Genomic DNA, 19,768 nt, shown 5'->3' with positions numbered 1-19,768 from the left:
TGCAGTGAACTTATCATATCAGTCTACAATGGTGACTTTCTTCATTACCTGAGGTTCAAGGGGCTTATCATTGAAATCGACCTTCACCGAAGCTATCTCATCAACGACCTCGATACCCTTTACTACCTTGCCGAAAGCAGCATAGTCGCCGTCAAGGTGAGGTGCATCTTCGTGCATGATGAAGAACTGCGAACTTGCGGAGTTTGGCATCATCGACCTTGCCATTGAGATAACACCTCTGGTGTGCTTAAGGTCATTGGCAACGCCGTTCGATCTGAACTCGCCCTTGATCTTTTCTTTAGCACCGCCCATGCCTGTGCCTTCGGGATCACCGCCCTGTATCATAAAGCCCTTGATAACTCTGTGGAAGATCAGACCGTCATAGAAGCCCTGACCTACCAGTTTCTCAAAGTTTGCTACAGTGATGGGTGCCACATCGGGATAAAGTTCGATAAGTATCTCCTTACCGTTTTCCATTTCTATTTTAACCATTTTAATCTTTCCTCTCAAATCTTTTATCAGCCTTCGCCGTAAAGTTTGCGCTCTTCTTCCTTCGTTTTGGGGAGAAGACCTGCATCATAGCGGTTTTGCAGATCCATAAAATACTCGCTTTCGGGTGAACGCTTCTTTTTGAACAGACCCGACTTCACCTTTTCGTCCAGCGTGAAGAAATCTCTGTTGCCATCGGTATTGACACAGTAGAACCTGTTGACCTTTGCAAAATTGCCGTCATCATCATACCTGTTCTTATCAAAGCAGCAGAAAATATCCCTCGCCATCAGGTCACAAAGGCGAAGTACCCTGGTGTAGTTGGCTACATCTGTCCATGCGTCAAGTTCTTCCTTGAAAAACTGCTGTACAGGCACACCGTTTACCTCCATGCGCCTGATTATCCTTGCAAGGCATACAGAAGCATCGTGGTCGGTCAGCTTATCAAGACGTGCGTTCTTGTATTCAAGTATATAATCGTTAACTGTTGCGTAAAACAGCTTATCATAGGGAAAGACCTTCCCCACATCAGAATATTTTATAATAGGATTGTCTGTGTTGATATTCAAAGTGATCCGCTCCCAAACTATAACTATCCATATAAGCTAAACGGTATCACGCCTTCTTGCGGTCACCGTACTTTGCCTCGAATTCCTCGACTTTTCTCGCAAGCAGTTCCTCGTCAACATCACCTATGTTGTCGGGATCCTCACTGTGGTCGATAACGCCCAGTTTATCGAGATCAGCCTGATCGGGTTCAGATGCAACAGCAGCGATATCCTTATATTCCGGATAATCCTCAGGCTTCTTCGCATATGGCAGATCGACCATTTTCTTATCCACCTCAGCCTGACCTACCTCACTGAACTTGAAATCTGTATTCTCGACTTCAGCTACCTTAGCTTCATGCTCTGCATACATAGCCTCCATCTTTGCAGCCATGCCGTCAGCTTTGGCAGCACTGATATCCTCCTGATGGGACTTGATATACCTCTCATGCTCAACTTCATAGAGCTTCTCATACTCGCTCTGCGCATCGATTATCTCTTCTGCTGCGACTGTACTGGTACCGTAGTCAGCATGTGTCTTGACAGGCTGGTTCTTCTTCTCAGCCAGTTCAGCTTCAAGCTGAGCCATCTTTGTCTTTATCATCTCCGGGTCTACAGACTCTACCTCCAGCTTCTCAGGCAGAGGTTCATCATACTTCGACTCCTTGATAGTCACGGTCTGCTTGCGTTTCGGTGATGGAGTGTTCCAGATATCATCAGGATTGACGGGCTTAGGCGCGGGCGCTGCAGCAGGTGCAGCGGGCTTCTTTTTATTACTGAAAAGACCCATTATATTTTCCCCCTAAAAGTAAGAATAACAGATAATTGTCATCTGCCCTCAGACAGACGGCGCAGATATCCAAAAATGCACAAATCATCTATACGTTCTAATTATACAATATTTTGCACAAAAATGCAAATACTTTTTGTAGGGGAATTGAGATAAATTTCGGTGAAGTTTTTAGTTAAATTCACCTATATTAACAGTGAGTTCACAAAACGTTTTATAATTATCGATATATAATGCGCAAATATTTGATATAATTGTTTTGGTAAAGTATTTGACTATTGGTATGCGGGAAAAATGTATAATATTTTAACCGTTTAAATTTTTATCAAGATATTTTTTACAATTTACCATAAGGGGGAGTTATTATGGCAAACCAGAAACTTGGAGTTACCGCTAATGAGCTGTTCGCCTGCAATCCTTTCAGGATACTTGGTCTACCTGTTACCGCAGAAGATGATGAGCTGACAGCCACCTACAAAAAGCTGCTTTCTATGGGCGGCGCAGAGGGTTATACAACTGATTTTGATTTTCAGAACGCCCTGCCGCCATTCAAGAGAGATGACCTCACACTGAGGACGGCTTATGCAAAGCTCGCCAGCAACGGCTATCGCTGCTTTGCTTTTTCAGACGGCGTTTTCTCACAGTCGCTCAACGAGAACGATGTTCAGCTGAACCTGCAGAATGTCACCTGCTACGACGCATTTCTCAGATGCTACATGTGGCTGATAACCAATGACCGCAGTTTTGAGCAGCCCCATCTCTGGGTACTGCTGGCAAAGTACATAGACAAGCTGATAGGTTCACCGCAGAGCGAGTGGAAAAGGCTGTTCGACAACCGTTTTCCGGCTTCGGTAATGGCTTCAAACGGCGACCAGCTGCTTGCTGAACTGCATACTACTTTTAAAGATATAATCCTTCTGCCGCTGAAAGAGATGGTAAGAGGTTCAATGAGATGTACCTCCGCCACACAGATACTTCAGGCTGCAAAGATAGATGTCAACAAGGCTTACAATATGCCGAGTGTCGGTCAGGCGAACGGCACAGGCTCAAAGCTGAGGATCGCTTCGAGAGAGATCGCAGGTGCTACAGCTGCAAAGACCGAAGAGCAGCACACATTTGTGGCTTCTGCATCTGCTATCAGTGCTGATGCCATCATAAGCGAGGAAGCACCCAAGCCTACTGTAAGACCCGCTGCAAGACCTGCTGCGCAGCAGCAGATACCTCAGCCCGTTCAGCAGACACCTGTTCATCAGACACCGCAAGATATTATGGATCTGTCAGTTCCCGTACAGACACACAAGCCAAAAGGCGAGAACAGAGTCAGCCTTATCGATGATGCTCTTGCAGCTCAGGCAGCAGCTTCTTCAGCAAATAAAGGCGGCTCGCATAGCAGTTCTTCATCTTCTTCCGGCAACAAGGTATCGCTGATTGAAGAAGAAGTTGAGATGCCTGTAAAGCATGTTGAAGCTATAGATGGTCTTCAGCCGAGAAGAAGACCTGTTGTAAACACTGTAAAGCCTCAGCCTGCTGCCAAAACAGGTACTCCGGGCGTATTCGATATACCTTCTGACGAAGGTCTGATGGATAAGTTCACTATAAATGCCAAGCCCGATGAATACAGCAAACCCAAAGAAAAAATGGGTCCCGTATCATATCACGTGCCTGATAATAACGACCTTCCCACCGCAAACGTCGGTGAGCGGACACTGGAAGCTATTGACCCGTTCGCAGCTTCGGGCAGCGGCGTAAAGGCTATGATCGACGAGGGCAGTGTTGCTACAGGCACAAAGCGCAAGCAGGTCAACCTGACAGGTCTTGACGGCACAGGTGATGACATAGCCGAAGAGCGTGTCGAGATGCAGTTCACTGCACCGACAGGTTCAAGGCGTGCAGTTGAGGAAGAGGTCATTGAAGAAGAGCGCGAGGTAAGCAACCGCTCACTGACACACCTTATAAATGAGGTTGACTCGATGACAGAAACCACCACAGATCAGCTGCTTGAAGAGCAGGAGATCGAGGACGAGCTGTACACCGATGCACTTATCAAACTGCTGCGTTCAAACCGTTCCAGCAAGATGATGAAGGACGTTGACACTACCCACGTATTCCTCAACGGCGGCGGTACCAGTGAGAAAAAAGGTCCCGATGTTACTATGGACGACATCGACCTTAAAAAGGCTGACAGTTCAAATCTCGACTCGGCTTACGGCTACAAGAGATTTGATGAAGCCCATGCTGCTGATGCTATCAAGGCTAAGTACAAAAATATCAACATCAGCGACATGCTCAACCCGACTGTCGGCAGTACCCTTAAGCGTGAGTATCATGAAGATGCTATTAAAGAATATGTTAAGCGCAAGGAGTCTGATAAGAAATTTTCGGTATCCATGTTCAAGGTATTCGGTTTCATAGCGCTGGTAGGTCTGCTGGTAGGCATATTGGTATTCTGGCTGTAATATAACTTTCATAAGGCTGTCGGCTCAGGTCGGCAGCCTTTTACTTTTCACAGCATCGTTTTTACCTAAACTATTATGCAATGCAAAGGTTTTAGGCACAAAAGCACTCAGAAGATGATTAGCATATCACAATATCATATTTACGTTTTCGATAATTTACGAAAAAAATATGAATTTTCGTTGCAGACTATGTGTTGTTACCGCAAAAACGCATACATTGGCAGCTAAATGCAGCGAAATGTTTGTAAATGTTTTTTCGTATTTTCTGTTGCATTCGTTTGGGCTTTCTGCTATAATATGAAATGCTAAAACGGAGGCGATGAATATGACAACAGATATGACAAAGGGCAGCACATTAAAAAACATCCTGACTTTCTGCCTGCCCATGACTGCGGGAAGTCTGTTCCAGCAGCTTTACAATATGGTCGATTCGATAATAGTCGGACAGTATGTGGGCGTTGAAGCGTTTTCAGCCGTCGGACTGGTCGGCTCGGTGATGTTTCTTGTTATAGGAACAGCTGTGGGCATGTGCAGCGGTTTCTCGATACCTATAGCACAGCGCTTCGGTGCTGAGGACTACAAGGGCATGCGAAAGACATTATACAACGCGGTGATACTGGCAGGCATCATAGCGCTGGTGCTGACATCAGTGACTACTGTGCTGGCAGGCGACCTGCTGAAAATAATGAGCACTCCCGATGAACTTTTCAGTCACGCTTACAACTACCTGTTCGTGATATTTCTGGGGATACCCGTTACCATCTTCTATAATCTGCTGTGCAGCGTGCTGAGGGCACTGGGCGACAGCAAGACTCCCCTGCGGTATCTGCTGATATCATCGGTGCTGAACGTTATTCTCGATATCGCGCTGATAGTCGGCTTCAAACTGGGTGTCGCAGGTGCGGCGATAGCGACCGTCGCATCTCAGCTGATAGCAGGACTGCTATGCTTAAGGCACATGATACGCAACGTTGCGGTCATCTCGATGGAAGCAGATGAAAAGAAGATAGATGGCAGACTGATGGTGAACATCTTCACAATTGGCATGCCGATGGCTTTCCAGTTCTCGATAACTGCGGTCGGTTCGATAATATTGCAGACTGCCGTCAACAAGCTGGGCGCGAACAGCGTTGCGGCGATGGCGGCGGGTCAGAAGATACAGAACTTCATCGCACAGCCGATGGATACTCTCGGTGTTACGATAGCCACATTCGGCGGGCAGAATCTCGGTGCGGGCAGATTTGACCGCATACACAAGGGTGCGCGTGAGGTGCTGGCGGCTGAGGTCATCTACGCTGTGCTGATAGGCGTGTTCGTATTCTTCTTCGGTGATGTGCTGGCGCAGATATTCATAAAGAAAGACTCGGAAGACTACCTGCTGATCCTTGAGAACATGCGCCATTTCCTGAGAGTGACATGTTTGTTCTACCCTGTGCTTGGCGTGCTGTTTTTGTTCAGAAGTCTTCTGCAGGGGCTGGGCTTCTCGGCAGTGACGATGCTTGCGGGCTGTATGGAACTCGTTGCGCGTTGTGTGGTAGCGTTCGGTTTTATATCCAGATACGGTTTCAACGCGGCGGTATTCGCTTCCCCCATAGCATGGGCGGCGGCGGCACTTCTGCTTAGCATACTGTACGGTTTCATGATACGCAAAGCTGAGCGTCGACTGAGTGCAAAACCTGTTCCTGCGGCGGCGCAGTAAATCTGATAAATTGAAATAAGTCACAGTTTCCACGAATTCTCGCGGACTGTGGCTTTTTTGTTTGACCTGCTTATGAGAGCGTGACACATTTTATCTAAGCGGGAATAATATACAAATTTCCGAACTAATATTTATGCAGTTTTACGCCATAAAAATTGCTCTACCAAAACGTATATGATACATGGGAGGCGATAGCATGGCTAAGAAAAAAATGAATATTTTCAAACTGCTTGCACTTATTTTTATTTTTATACCTTTAGGATTTGTTTTACTGTTAGTCACTGTGTTTATTATTTCAATGGCAGTCAGAGGAGCAATATTCGATAATACAAAGACTAAGGTCACAAAAGACGGTATCGAACTTGTCACCCCGCTGGGTTCGGCTTCAATGGGGTCACATTTCAGCTGTAATATTTATGGCGATGACGCTGTGGTGCTTGAAGATGTTGAAGAGGTCACAAAAGGTATACTCACAGGGACAAGCATGAAGAATAAATATAAGCTGAAAGCTGTATCGGCAGGTACTTCCTTTGCTGTGGTCGTACATCACACCGGCGGAATGAATATCCGTGATTGTTCGATATACAAGATAACTGTTAACGAAGACCTTGATGTCACCTACGAGTTAAGAAAACACAAAGGCTTATATAGAAAATACAAAGGCTTATGTATATGGGCACATGAAGGCGACGAATTACAGACCGCTGACGGAAATACGATATTCCTTACCGAAGAACAGGTCAATGATATCGCTATACCATACTACGGACAAAACAGCGATGTAGAAGAAGTGCCGCAGAAAGGTCTTTATGTGCTTAAAGTCAATAACCGCACCTATAATTTTGACCTTGAAAACGGAAAAATATATTCAGTTAACGATACATTGATTATAGATGAAGAGTTGCTCCCCTACTACAAGGAAATCTTTGCTAAAATATCATAAACTGTGCCGCAGTCATTCCGACTGCGGCTTTTTGTTTTGAAAATGTGTCAGCACAAGCTAAAACTTGTAAATATTGACCGAAAACAGTTGACAGTTAAGCGCAGATTTGTTATAATATATAATGGTGTTATAGATGTTTATTATGCCGATATATGGCAAAGAGGGATTATTATGAACGAAAAAGGTCGGGAACTTGTCGAAAAATTATTTGGCACACTTTGGGGAGAACTTATGCGGTCATCAGACTGCGTGGGTGCTTTTGTGCTGTGGCATGACAGTCATGAATATTATATCGATGACAATGCACTGCTTCTGCTGGGTATGGACAATTCGGGACTTGGCTATGATGGGCTGATGAATGTGCTTGAATGCGCATCTGCGCCCGATGATTCGGCATCGCCTGCAAAAGTCGTGATGCTGCCGCGTGATGAAGAGAATAACTGCACCGCAGGTTTCGTTATAAAGCATGAAACTTCGGTGCCGCGTGATATGGAAGAAGTCTTCCCGCTGATAAGCCAGAACAGGCTGGTGGAGAAAATGAGTGATGCGGGCAGTGATGCGTTCCTGATGCTCATGCTGATTGAACGTGCCGACAGCGGCAGAGATGAACGCGCATTTATAAAAAGTGCGCTCGAAGCCATCGACAAAGCCTGTCCCGAAGGCGCAGTGCTGGCGTATCATTCAGGTCTGAAATACTGGGTGTTCGTGAAAAACGGCGTTAAAGAGCCGCAGGAGTTTGCTGACAGGTTACAGCAGGCAGTGCGGGACTGTGTCATCACTGATGAATTCGGTGTGGTGATAAGCAAAAACCATTCGCTGACATTTACAGGCGGCTATGTGTCATTTGACGGACGCGAACAGGCGGCTGTAAAAGAGTTCCACTATGCTTCGTTCGCGCTGTATGAAGCTGTCAGTGCGGGCGTTGGCACAATAAGCAGTTTTTCAAGTGCCATATACGAACTGCAAAAGAACGACTACCGCAAGGTGCAGAATTTTTTCCATGTGCTGGAAGAAAATTCGTTTATGTACCATTTTCAGCCTATCGTCAGCGCCATTGACGGCAGCATATACGCATATGAAGCCCTTATGCGCACCGACCGCAAGTACGGGCTGAGTCCTTTGCAGATAATCGACATGGCAGCTAAGTACGACAGGCTGTACGATATCGAACATGCCACAATGTTCAACGTGCTTTTCCAGCTGAGCCGCAACCAGAACTTTTTCAAAAAGCGCAAGCTGTTCATAAACGCCATACCCTCCAGCTTTCTTTCTGAAGATGACTGGACAAGGCTGCTGAGCGTTTACGGTGAACTTATGGAAAAAGTAGTCATCGAACTGACAGAGCAGACTGATACTTCTGACGAAAATCTGGATTTTCTCATAAACAGACTGAGGACACACAAGGTCGAGATGGCGATAGACGACTACGGTACAGGTTACTCAAACACTTCAAGGCTTATAAGGTACGACCCGCGCTATATCAAACTCGATCACTCGCTGATATCGGGGATAGACACTAATATGAAGCTGAGGAGCATAGTTTCACAGCTGATAGACATGATGCACTCGAACGGCTTCATGGTGCTGGCTGAGGGTGTGGAAACTGCGGAAGAGATGCAGGTGCTTTCAGCGATGCACGCTGACCTGTTTCAGGGCTTTTACATATCAAGACCAAAGCCGTTCTTCATAAATGAGATAAGTGAGAAGATACGCAGCGAGATAATCAGGTATCATCTTGATGTTCAGGGCAGCGCTGACAAGATATTCCATGCAGACGGCGAAGAACATCTGGTGATAGACCTTGCTGCGCTGGTTCGCGAAAAATATACGGGAATATACATCAGCGGCAGTGATGTGGAGATAAAGGGCGGCGCTGAGATGCCATCAGTTATAATGCCCATCACTATACGTGAGGACACCGACTGCAAGCTGACCATACGCAATGTCAGCATAGAAGCAGAACTTGACAAACCCGCGATATCGCTGGGCAACGGCAGCAGACTGCGTCTGGCGGTACACGGTGAGAACAAACTGATGCGCGGCGGGATACTTGTACCGGGCAACACAGAACTTATCCTGGAAGGTGCGGGCAAGCTGACCATTCTGCCGGAGAGTGTCAGCTGCTACGGCATCGGCAACGAGTATGACCTGACCTACGGCAAAATAACATCATACATGACCGATGACCTGAACATAACCACCTGCGGCGACAACTGCGTAGGCATCGGCGGCGGCAGGTGTGACAGTCCCGACGGCATAACGTTCAAGGCGGGACATATTATGATAAGCTGTTCGGGTGCTTACAGCATTGGCGTGGGCAGCGTGTACGAAAAGGCGAAAATAACAATCAACGAGTGCTACATGTCAGTGTGGGCAGCTTCGTCGAACTTTGTGGCAGTGGGTTCTTTCAAAGGTGATACTGACATAAGTATAAGGAACGTGAAGCTGGAAATAAACGCAGGCGGCAATAGCATGTGCGCTGTGGGTTCGCGTGAAATCGGCAAGGCTATCATTGATATAAAGTTCTGCGAGCTGAATACTGAAATAAAGGGCAAATCAATAATCAACATCGGCTCAAACGGCAGTCAGGCTGATTGCAGTATCAGCCGCTCTTCTATACACCTCACATGTGAGGGCAGCGTGATAACAGGCATCGGTGACTGCGAGGGTGCGGGCACTGTTGACATTGACGACTCGGAAATAGACATAAACTTCATGACAGGCAAAGGTTTCGCGCTCGGCTGCCGTGACGGCAAGCTGAATTTCAGCGGAGGCACAAGAAGCATACGTATCAACGAATGAGATCGGAGTGAGTACATATGAGCAATGGTCCCAACAACAGACACAGGATAAGGATAGGCATGCTGGTAAGTCATCTGGAAGATGACTTCGATGATGCTGTATGCGAGGGCGCAATGATAGCAGCCAAACAGCACGACATCGATCTTGTCATTTTGCCCGGACGCTATATCGATGCTGTCTATGCAGATAAAATAAGGACTGAATACGAATATCAGTACAACACTCTCTTTGAACTTGCTAAAGACGATGGATTTGACGCGCTGCTGGTGCTTATCGGCACCATAGGAAGCCATCTGGACAAGGATCGCAGAAAAGCGTTCCTCAAACAGTTCGGCAATGTGCCCATAATCACACTTACCTCGCAGATAGAAGGATATCCCTGCATATCGGTGGATAACCGCACAGGGCTCAGGCAGGTGATAGAGCATCTGATAGAAACACATAACTGCCGCAAAATAGGTTTCGTGAGCGGTCCGGTGACAAGCGATGATGCCATCGAGCGTTTTGATGTGTACAAGCAGGTCATTTCCGAATATGGTATAGAGTATGACGAAAATCGAGTGGCTTACGGCAATTTTTCAAAATATGTAGTGGAAGAAGTGGGTGAACTGCTTGACAGATGCCCTGACCTTGATGCCATAGTCTTCTCAAACGACCAGATGGCGATAGGCGGTTATCAGGCTATGGAACAGAGAGGCATCAAGCCCGGCAAGGACATACTTGTCACAGGCTTTGATGATGACCCCGCAGCCACCGACCTGACACCGCACCTGACCACAGTTGCAATGGATTCCACCGAACTTGGCTACAACGCGCTGATAGAAGCTGTCAACTATATAAATGATGGTGAGATCCAACGGGACACGCTTTCAAGTTCGATGATAGTGAGAAACTCCTGCGGCTGCTCAAACAATACGAAACTCGGCATAGTAGGGCTTGAAGCTGACCCGATGAAAATAGCGGGGCATGCCGAAGAGATAAGCAGGATGATATTCAACAGGTACCGCCTGAGCAGCGGTTCGCAGAACTATCGCAGAGATTTCGCGGCAATGATAGTCGAGATAGCCCGCTGTGCAGACATGATACGACAGGAAAAAGGCTACGACCCATATGTGATATTTGACATGCTGGAACAGATAATAGATGTGCATTTCTTCGACTATACCGACCTTGAAACGTTGTATTCGGTGATGGAATATATACATTCGTCACTGGCGGGGTGCATCGACACACAGACAGGACAGTTCCAGCTCAACAGTATTTTCGTAAGGCTGTACAAGATGATATCAGAACTGAACGATTCGGTCTGCCACGAAAAGCTGAGCAACAACTATTTCATGACATGGCAGACAAATTCGATGACTAAAGATATGCTGATCTTCGATGCCTACGATGATGAAGCGTATCGCTCGGTGATAGACAAACTGACTATGCTGCATGTAAAGTCAAGCTACCTTTATGTGTATGAGCCGCAGATAGTCAACACAAAGCACGATGTCTGGAAATTTCCCGAAAAGATGATGCTGAAAGCCTACCACAACATGTGCGGACCTCAGCTGTTGCCTGCTGACAAGCAGATGATCTCGCCGAAAGAAATATTCTCGAACCCGTACTTCCCTGCTGACAGGCGATACACTATGGTCTGCATGCCGCTGTTCACCAATGAAGAGCATTACGGTCTGCTGATATGTGAACTTGAACATGAATATTTCAGCTTTCTGCAATCGATAACTGTTCAGCTTTGTGCAGCACTGAAAATAATCTCGCTGATGAAGCAGCAGACTAAGATACAGAAACAGCTGCAGGCAAGCCTTATCGAGATACGCGAAAACAATGAACTGCTTGGCGAACTGTCAAAGCTGGATGAACTGACCTGCTGCTACAACAGACGCGGATTTTTTGAAGAGGTAAGAAAGCTGATACGCGCCGAAGAGAATGAGGGCAAAGCTGCGGTGATGATATTCGCTGACCTTGACAGTCTTAAGACGATAAACGACCGTTTTGGTCATGAGGACGGAGATTTCGCCTTAAGGGGGATATCTAAGATACTTTCTGCTGCATTCACCAACAATGAGGTCATCGGACGAATAGGCGGCGATGAATTTGTGGTATGCGCACTGGCTGAAGAGGGCACTGATGCGTCAGCGATAAGAAAGCACATCGAAGAGATGACCGAGAAATTCAACATGCGTGACGGCAGTGAAAAGGAATATTATGTTCACCCCAGTGTCGGCGTTTATCCGTTCAGATGCGGCGGCACTGTCGAAGTCGGTGAACTGCTGAGCCATGCCGATGCTCTGCTGTATGCACGCAAGAAAAACAAGAGATCGATAATCAAGGCTGAGAGGGACACTCAAAAGTGATGACTCCCCTTTTCATGTTTTGATGGACTGCATCTTTTTATGGAGCAGTCAAAAAATTTCAGTAAGGATATTTGTGAGGAAAGTTTATGGGTAAGATATGTAAGTCATGCGGAAACTACTACAGCGGTGACTACTGTGACAAATGCGGCTACGGTAAGCCTGCGGGTGTATCGAAGTCTGCAAAAAAATACCGCGATGCCGCAAGGCGAAAGCCCGAACGAATGCAGACAGCCGAAGACAAAAAGCTGCTGGCAAAATGGGCTAAGGAAGAACGCACAGAGGTGACAGAAAAACGAGTAGACCCAAAGGCGCGTCAGCATTTTCTGATAGTTGTGGCGATAGCGGCGGTTACTGTCATAGTGCTGGCATTGTATCGGTCGGGGGCGATATTCTCAAACACCCGTGAGGAAGTGGTGGGACAGTATTTTTCCGCCATCAGTGAGGGAGATTTCGACAAATTCGTAAAGTGCTTTCCAAAAGAGATAAAGCGCGATTACGAAGAAGACAGGACGGCATCGGGCTTATCAAAAAAAGACTACATGAAAGCCCTCTATCAGGACTTTACTGAGGAATACGGCGAGGGCTACAGCATAAACATCAAGCTGGGCAACGAAACACAGCTGAATGCAGATGATTACGACATGAGCGATTACAAGGCACAGTACGGTTCAGCACCGCGACTCAGCGAAGTCTACGAGATGGTCGTGAATGCTGATTTCAGAGGCTTGAAAGGCAACGATCAGGCGAAGCTGTACCTCTATGTCGGAAAGACGGGCGGCTACTGGCGGATCTTCGGCATGACCGAAGATGTCGGCAGTGTTAACGAAGACGGTTCTCCCAACGATGGTGAGATACCTCCTGTGGTCAGCGAAGAAAACTGATCAAACTGCGAAAAGTTCACCTTACAGGTGGGCTTTTTGCTTTGTTGTATCGAACAGTAAAAAAGTTAACATTATTACTCTTGCAAAGATAACGCGAATATGTTATAATATTGTATATTTTTTCAGGAAAGAGGTTTGCACTATGACCAACGAATATGTTCTCATACTCGATTTCGGCGGACAGTACAATCAGCTGATCGCAAGGCGTGTGCGCGAATGCAACGTTTACTGCGAAGTCAAGGCGTATAACAAGATAGGCATAGATGAAATAAAAAAGCTCTCGCCCAAAGGCATAATCTTTACGGGCGGTCCCCAGAGCGTTTACGGCGATAACGCTCCAAGCGTCCCCAAAGAGATCTTTGAACTGGGCATACCTGTGCTGGGCATATGCTACGGTTCTCAGCTTATGGCACATGTTCTGGGCGGCAAGGTCGAAACATGTACAATTTCAGAATACGGCAAGACCGAAACTGATTACGACAAGAACTGCGCTCTGTTTGCTGATGCCGAGATACCGTCAAAAGCTGTCAGCTGGATGAGCCACACTGACTTCATTTCAAAGGTGCCTGACGGCTTCAAGGTAGCGGCTCACACCGCAAACTGCCCCTGCGCGGCTATGTACAATGAAGAGAAGCGCCTTTATGCGGTGCAGTTCCACCCTGAGGTCAATCACACACAGTTCGGCGTGAAGATGCTGGGCAGTTTCCTCAAAGATGTATGCGGCTGTACAGGCGACTGGACTATGGAGAACTACGCTGAAAAGGCTATAAAGGATATACGCGAAAAAGTCGGTGACGGCAAAGTACTGCTGGCGCTGTCGGGCGGCGTTGACAGTTCGGTGCTGGCGGCTCTGCTTTCTAAAGCGGTCGGCAGACAGCTTACCTGCATTTTTGTTGACCACGGTTTCATGCGCAAAAACGAGGGCGATGAAGTCGAGGCGGCTTTCAAGGACTGGGATATAAATTTTGTCAGAGTTAATGCGAAAGAGCAGTTCATGTCTAAGCTGAGAGGCGTTTCCGACCCCGAAACAAAGCGCAAGACCATCGGTGAGGAATTCATCAGAGTCTTTGAGGCTGAGGCAAAGAAGATAGGTCATGTGGACTTTCTGGCGCAGGGCACCATCTACCCCGATGTGATAGAGAGCGGTGCAGGTGATGCGGCAGTCATCAAGAGCCATCACAATGTCGGCGGTCTGCCCGATTATGTTGATTTCAAGGAAATAATCGAGCCGCTGAGAATGCTTTTCAAGGACGAAACAAGAAAGCTGGGTCAGGAATTGGGTCTTAGCGAAACGCTGGTATGGCGTCAGCCGTTCCCGGGTCCAGGTCTTGCAATAAGGATAATCGGTGAGATAACCGATGACAAGCTGGAGATACTTCAGGACGCCGACTGGATATTCCGTGAGGAAATAGCAAAGGCAGGTCTTGACAGGAGTATCAACCAGTATTTCGCAGTGCTGACCAACAACCGTTCGGTAGGTGTTATGGGTGATTTCCGCACCTACGATTACACGCTGGCTCTGCGTGCGGTAGAAACCACAGATTTCATGACCGCTGAGTTCAGCCGTATACCCTACGAGGTACTTGAAGCAGCGTCCCGCCGCATAGTTAACGAGGTAAAAAATATCAACCGCGTTTGCTATGATATTACTACCAAGCCGCCTGCTACTATTGAGTGGGAATAATAAACGTCCCGAAAAATAGGGCATAAACACGCCAAAAGCCGTTATCAGCCATTTATCATGGCAACGTTTTGTCAACAATGATATAATTAATTGGCTGAAAAGAAAAGAGCTGTCTGCTCCCATGCGGAGCGGACAGCTCTTTTGCTATTCCACATTCCAGATGATATCGACGGACTTTTTAATAGTCTTCACAGGATTCTTTAGCCGACTTGCCAGATTTTCCATGACAGGCGAAGCGCCACCTCTGTACGGCTCAGCGCTGAACTGACTTCTATCGCTTGTGTATTCGTAATTTACCTCTTCCGCGCCGACCAGCTTTTTACCCAGCGCCGATGCTATCAGCTCTGCCTTGTGCCTTGAATCTTCTATGGCGCTTTTCAGGACTATCTTAGCCTTTTCATCCTCATCACTCAACTCCGATTCGATATTATAACCTATATCAGACATATTCCCCATAAGTTCGGCTATTTTTTCGACCACTTTCAGATCCGAACAGATCCTTAGTACCATACTTTTGTGATAGGAATATTCTTCCTTTTGGTATGCTGAATGAGAAACACGTTCATCATTGAAAACCAGATCTTCGGGCTTGATCCCGAGTTCATCATTCATGGCCTGCAAAAGCTGCTCTGTCCGCTTTTTTCCCATTTCAACAGCCTCACCCGATGTCTTCAAGACCGCACTTACCGAAAAAGTGATCTTAAAACAGTCAACAGTATATTCCGAAGATGCCTCGCCCTTAACTTTTATCGTACTCATTTTTAACTTCTCCTTTCAGATTTTTTCAAAGATTCTTAACCGTTCTAGTTATATCTTATCACAAAACATACCTTATGTCAATACAAAAGCAAACTGCCCACAGCACCGTAAATAATCGGTGCTGTGGGCAGTTTTGGGTGGAGGTGTTTATCGTGCCGCCGACAGAACTTATGTTGGATCAATGATATCAACGATCTTACCGTCTTTCATAATTATCCTTCTTGAGCCTGCCTTTGACAACTCTATATCATGTGTGACCATGATTATTGTCTTGCCTTTTTCATTGAGTTTTTTAAGGATATCCATTATCTTGTGACCTGTTTCCTCATCAAGCGCACCTGTTGGTTCGTCAGCAAGTATAACTTCGGTGTTAGAGATTATACACCTTGCGATCGCGACTCTCTGCTTCTCACCGCCCGACAGCTGAAAAGGATACTTGCTCTTTTTTTCAAGAATGCCAAGTTCATCAAGTACGCTGTCAATTTTCTCGCCATTAACTGAACTATCCTTTTTTCTGTACTTTAATGGCAGAGTTATATTATCGTAAACCGTCCTGTCATTGATAAGTGCAAAATGCTGTACCACAAATCCGATGCACTTGTTTCTGAAAAGAGATATCTTGTTATCAGAGAATTTGCTGACATCTTCGCCCTGAAATAGATAGCTTCCCGAATCTGGGGTTATTATACCGCCCAGAACATTCAGCAGTGTAGTCTTTCCACAGCCGCTCTTGCCCGATATGGTGACAAATTCGCCTTTGTCTATGGTGAGGTCGATATTTTTCAGAGCATCGGTCCTGGCATCTTTTTTGCCATAACTCACCGAAATGTTATTTAAACTTATCATTACTCTTTGCCTCCAATATAGGTATTCAGGTTCATATGTTTAATATAGATGCCGCATATCACGAATGAGAAGACAATTATGCCTGCCACAGCAAGCTGTACCAGCAATACCGACCTCAACGAATATCCCATAGCAAATAATAAGAACGAAGCTGTGATATCACTCGTAAGCATTATCGTCATAACAGAAGCCGAACTTTCAGCTATTATATTCTTCAAAGAAGCACCGCAAAGCATCTCAACGCCGAATGTCTGGAAATTCTCTCTCAGCATACTGCAAAGCGATATTATATTCACCATACTCGAAAAACACAGCATTATGACCACTATCAGCCCGAACTGCTTTGACACTTCTTTGGTCATTGCCGAATAGGTTTCAAGCATACTTTCTGAAGTCAATGCACCTTTATAATAGAGAATAATATTCCAGTTGCCGATACCCGCCTCTGTGCGAATATCATCATACATCTGCTTTGTCACTTCATATCCCTTAGATGAATTTACAAAACCTAACACATGGTCAAGCAGAAGATTTCTTGCAAATTCATCTGCTTTATCTGAATACAGCGAAGGCAGTATTATATAGCGTTCGCAAGAAGTCATTTTATTGTTTGATTTATCAAGAAAGAACGAATCGTCACCCACAAATCCGATAACATGGTATGTGAGTTTTTCACATAAATAATATCCCTCAAAGGTATCACCGATACTGAAAGTATCTTTATATGCAGACCCCAACAGAACAGGTACCTCTCTCTCATCATTCAGCATATAGTCACTTTCTTCAAATCCCCTGCCGTCAGCTATGGAAACACTAAAGACATCAAAAAACTTTGAGGATACCTGCAAGGATTTTGTTTCATACATCGTTTCCCCTTCGGGACCGGGCTGAGGTTCAGCGGCATTGCCATCTTCGTATCCGTATAAAAATTGTTCATCTACAGGCTGACTTGTTATCTCCACAAACTGATTTGAAAGTGATACAAAGTCAAATTCATCGTTATTTTCAAGTTTCTCAAGAAAGGAATGCAGCTTATCAAAATTCTCCCTTCCGTTTTCATTGCGATAACCATAGTACACACTATCGGCAAGAAATTCGGAAGTATCGTAAAGCGTCATCTCGCCATAAGTTTCAGTGAATTTCTTTTCTGCCTTATGACTTGTTTCCTTAGCACCTATCGCCGCACCAAGAATATAAAGACAGAAGAACGCCAGCAGAGTCATTACAACAGTCTGAAAAAGGTGTCTGCGCAGTATTCTGACGCCATTTTTAATGGTGAAACTATTCACTGTATCACCTCCTCGATGGGAGTGCGCAGGATATAGAATACAGACCATATAAGGAATAATACTATAAACACAGCACATATTATATATCCCGTAATGAGCGATGAAAAGTATGCAGGATAAATGACATTACAGTAAACAAATCCCACTGCAAAAGAAACCGCAAATACCGCCAGATATTTTAATACTATCAGCATAGCTATGTTCTTTTTCGATGCACCCACCAGCCGATGTATTGCAAGTTCCCTTTTCTGCTTTTCTACCCAGCGAACCGAGATAAGCAGCAGACACAAGAAACAAGCTGCCAGAAGACAGATAAACCATCTCGCACTGAATACCTGCGGCATAACGCTCTCGGAGAAAGATGCGGCTTGCGAACATATCTCAGCCCGGATACCTTTGTCCGAATAATATTCGATCAGTTCATTGGCGCGTTCTTCGGGATCTTCGATATCGAAAAAGTCAAAAGTGAAAATACCCGAACCGCTCAGTTCAGCAGAAAGCATGTTCACAAAAATATAGTCATCAAGCACAGTGTCGCTCTCATATCCCAGCACACCAATGACACGGTATTCCCTGCCATCCAGTGCGAAGAACTTATCACCGTCTTTTTCATAGATCTCATCGGATCTGCCCTTGCCCACAACGCATACAGCATTATCTTTTGTGAAGTCCGATGCCTTGAAAAACCTGCCTTCTTTCATTGGCAGATTGATATAGTTCCTGTTAAAAAACATGTATCTTACAGTACCATTTTCATCGGTTACATCAGAATAAATGGCACTATTGCCCTTTATAGCTGACAAAGCATCAGTCAGGTCATCGGTATTGTCATAACCATCGACTTTGATGACCAAAGACGACTTACCCAGCGCCCCTGAGCCCATCTTATTTAACGTGTCAGTCAGTGTCAGATGATGTATCATCAGGATAGAAACTATCGGAATGATGCAGAATACAGCGAGCAACAGTATTGTAGTATATCTGATCTTGTGCATAAATGCTCCTTGAATATTATCATTTTATGAATAGATATATCATTAACTAAAGAGGAGATCTGTATTTCAAGACCCCCTCAAAGTTAATGTTATTTGACTAAATTAAGTCGGAACTTAGTTGTCTATGTACAGATCAGTTACCGTAGTAAGCGTGACCTGTAGGGAATTCCCAGCTCCAGCCACTGCAAAGCAGCGGATCAGTTGTAGCAGTACGCTTGATGTTACCATAAGAATAGCATCTGCCGGTATCAGCCCACGCATTATCAACCGTACCAACCATTGCTCTTACATAATGATACTTATAGTAACCATTGGTGCTTGCCCAGCAAGACTTAGTCCAGTAATCTTTATCAGTACTCCACCAGCAGCTGGAGCTGAAGTTTACGGATGTACCGCTGGAGAAGCTGTCCTTCAGGCTCTTTGCATTAGCGCTGATAGCTGTAACAGCAGAAATGGCCATAGCGCAAGTCATTACGACAGCCGCCAGTCTTTTATTTGTCTTTGATCTCATTTTTAGATCCTCCTATGAATAATTTCTTTATTCAAACTCCATGCGCATAAAAGTTAAAATAAACATACCGAATATACAGATCACATAATCAGCGATCTGTCGTTTACTTTCCCGCCGAATGCCAGAAAAACATTCGGCGGGCGGGGCGTAAACGATAACATAATGGATATGGTGGATATCAATATTTGAACTTTCATGACAATAATATCACAAGTTCTGATATTTGTCAACCATCACTTATGGTCATATACGATATGATATACTGCATATAAATACGAATATATTTGTCGCATTTTCACTTAAATATACTTGTTGAAAGCGTTGGCAAAGTCGAAAGCGCACAAAAAGTTGACCTATATCAATTATTGATTATATCAAATAATTCTCTTTTTGAATTATGGAATATTCACAATTAAATTCGCGAATTTTTGGGGCGAATTTTCTATTATAACAACAAGAAAAAAACACTCCAAAGCCCGAAATATAAGTTATTCAGCTATCATCATCGGAACCACGACCACGCCTGAAAACTGTCATTATAATGTTAAGTTCTTGACACATCAGCTGCATAAAAAATCATAATTTATTAGCCAAGTCACAGACAGGTTGTACAAAATCAGCCCGTGAAATTTATTAATTAATACAATTTATGTTTTAACTTATATTCATTTTATTAATCATTCTTCAAAAACATGATATTAATTGTCAAAAAA

General features: G+C 45.2%; 15 protein-coding genes. 7 read left to right on the top strand and 8 right to left on the bottom strand.

The window, feature by feature from the left end:
• Window positions 1-18 precede the first annotated feature (18 nt).
• From CUS_RS07755 to CUS_RS07745, 3 genes are read right to left on the bottom strand one after another with little or no spacing between them, the layout of a single operon-like run.
• Window positions 19-492, bottom strand: a complete 474-nt coding sequence (locus tag CUS_RS07755) for a peptidylprolyl isomerase (RefSeq protein ID WP_002849337.1) — start codon at window positions 490-492, stop codon at window positions 19-21.
• Between the two features lie 26 nt (window positions 493-518).
• Entirely contained in the window at window positions 519-1,058 is a 540-nt protein-coding gene (locus CUS_RS07750; RefSeq protein WP_002849186.1) for a hypothetical protein, read from the bottom strand.
• Window positions 1,059-1,104: 46 nt separating this feature from the next.
• The gene (locus CUS_RS07745) at window positions 1,105-1,827 is read right to left on the bottom strand and encodes a hypothetical protein (protein ID WP_002849328.1); all 723 of its coding nucleotides are present in this window, start codon (window positions 1,825-1,827) and stop codon (window positions 1,105-1,107) included.
• A gap of 365 nt (window positions 1,828-2,192) precedes the next feature.
• Here CUS_RS07745 and CUS_RS07740 point away from each other — a divergent pair, with 365 nt between their 5' ends.
• The 7 genes from CUS_RS07740 (at window position 2,193) to guaA (ending at window position 14,655) form a co-directional block, all read left to right on the top strand.
• A complete protein-coding gene (locus tag CUS_RS07740; RefSeq protein ID WP_002849214.1) occupies window positions 2,193-4,283 on the top strand; it encodes a hypothetical protein in 2,091 nt (696 codons plus the stop codon).
• Window positions 4,284-4,608: 325 nt separating this feature from the next.
• On the top strand, window positions 4,609-5,982 hold the full coding sequence (locus CUS_RS07735) for an MATE family efflux transporter (protein WP_002849513.1): 1,374 nt from the start codon (window positions 4,609-4,611) through the stop codon (window positions 5,980-5,982).
• 196 nt (window positions 5,983-6,178) lie between these two features.
• Entirely contained in the window at window positions 6,179-6,925 is a 747-nt protein-coding gene (locus CUS_RS07730) for a hypothetical protein (RefSeq protein WP_002849470.1), read from the top strand.
• Between the two features lie 171 nt (window positions 6,926-7,096).
• Complete coding sequence (locus CUS_RS07725; RefSeq protein ID WP_002849323.1) at window positions 7,097-9,727, top strand: EAL domain-containing protein; 2,631 nt, start codon at window positions 7,097-7,099, stop codon at window positions 9,725-9,727.
• Between the two features lie 17 nt (window positions 9,728-9,744).
• The gene (locus CUS_RS07720) at window positions 9,745-12,090 is read left to right on the top strand and encodes a diguanylate cyclase (RefSeq protein ID WP_002849476.1); all 2,346 of its coding nucleotides are present in this window, start codon (window positions 9,745-9,747) and stop codon (window positions 12,088-12,090) included.
• Between the two features lie 86 nt (window positions 12,091-12,176).
• Window positions 12,177-12,971, top strand: a complete 795-nt coding sequence (locus tag CUS_RS07715; RefSeq protein WP_002849475.1) for a hypothetical protein — start codon at window positions 12,177-12,179, stop codon at window positions 12,969-12,971.
• Window positions 12,972-13,113: 142 nt separating this feature from the next.
• Entirely contained in the window at window positions 13,114-14,655 is a 1,542-nt protein-coding gene (gene guaA, locus CUS_RS07710) for a glutamine-hydrolyzing GMP synthase (protein ID WP_002849390.1), read from the top strand.
• 144 nt (window positions 14,656-14,799) lie between these two features.
• Here guaA and CUS_RS07705 read toward each other — a convergent pair whose 3' ends face one another.
• The 5 genes from CUS_RS07705 to CUS_RS07685 form a co-directional block, all read right to left on the bottom strand.
• Window positions 14,800-15,414, bottom strand: coding sequence for an SIMPL domain-containing protein (locus CUS_RS07705; RefSeq protein ID WP_002849287.1), 615 nt, complete (start codon window positions 15,412-15,414; stop codon window positions 14,800-14,802).
• 168 nt (window positions 15,415-15,582) lie between these two features.
• On the bottom strand, window positions 15,583-16,260 hold the full coding sequence (locus tag CUS_RS07700) for an ABC transporter ATP-binding protein (RefSeq protein WP_002849456.1): 678 nt from the start codon (window positions 16,258-16,260) through the stop codon (window positions 15,583-15,585).
• A complete protein-coding gene (locus CUS_RS07695; RefSeq protein ID WP_002849496.1) occupies window positions 16,260-17,549 on the bottom strand; it encodes a hypothetical protein in 1,290 nt (429 codons plus the stop codon). The genes CUS_RS07700 and CUS_RS07695 overlap by 1 nt, the downstream gene beginning before the upstream one ends.
• On the bottom strand, window positions 17,546-18,544 hold the full coding sequence (locus tag CUS_RS07690; RefSeq protein WP_002849392.1) for an ABC transporter permease: 999 nt from the start codon (window positions 18,542-18,544) through the stop codon (window positions 17,546-17,548). Before CUS_RS07690 ends, CUS_RS07695 begins: the two co-directional genes overlap by 4 nt.
• 133 nt (window positions 18,545-18,677) lie before the next feature.
• Window positions 18,678-19,055 (bottom strand): hypothetical protein, encoded by a 378-nt coding sequence (locus tag CUS_RS07685; protein ID WP_002849333.1) that lies wholly within the window; start codon window positions 19,053-19,055, stop codon window positions 18,678-18,680.
• Between the last annotated feature and the right edge of the window lie 713 nt (window positions 19,056-19,768).

It is taken from the genome of Hominimerdicola alba 8, assembly GCF_000178155.2.
Classification (GTDB): Bacteria; Bacillota; Clostridia; order Oscillospirales; family Ruminococcaceae; genus Hominimerdicola; species Hominimerdicola alba_C.
This window is presented reverse-complemented; position numbering and strand designations above follow the sequence as displayed.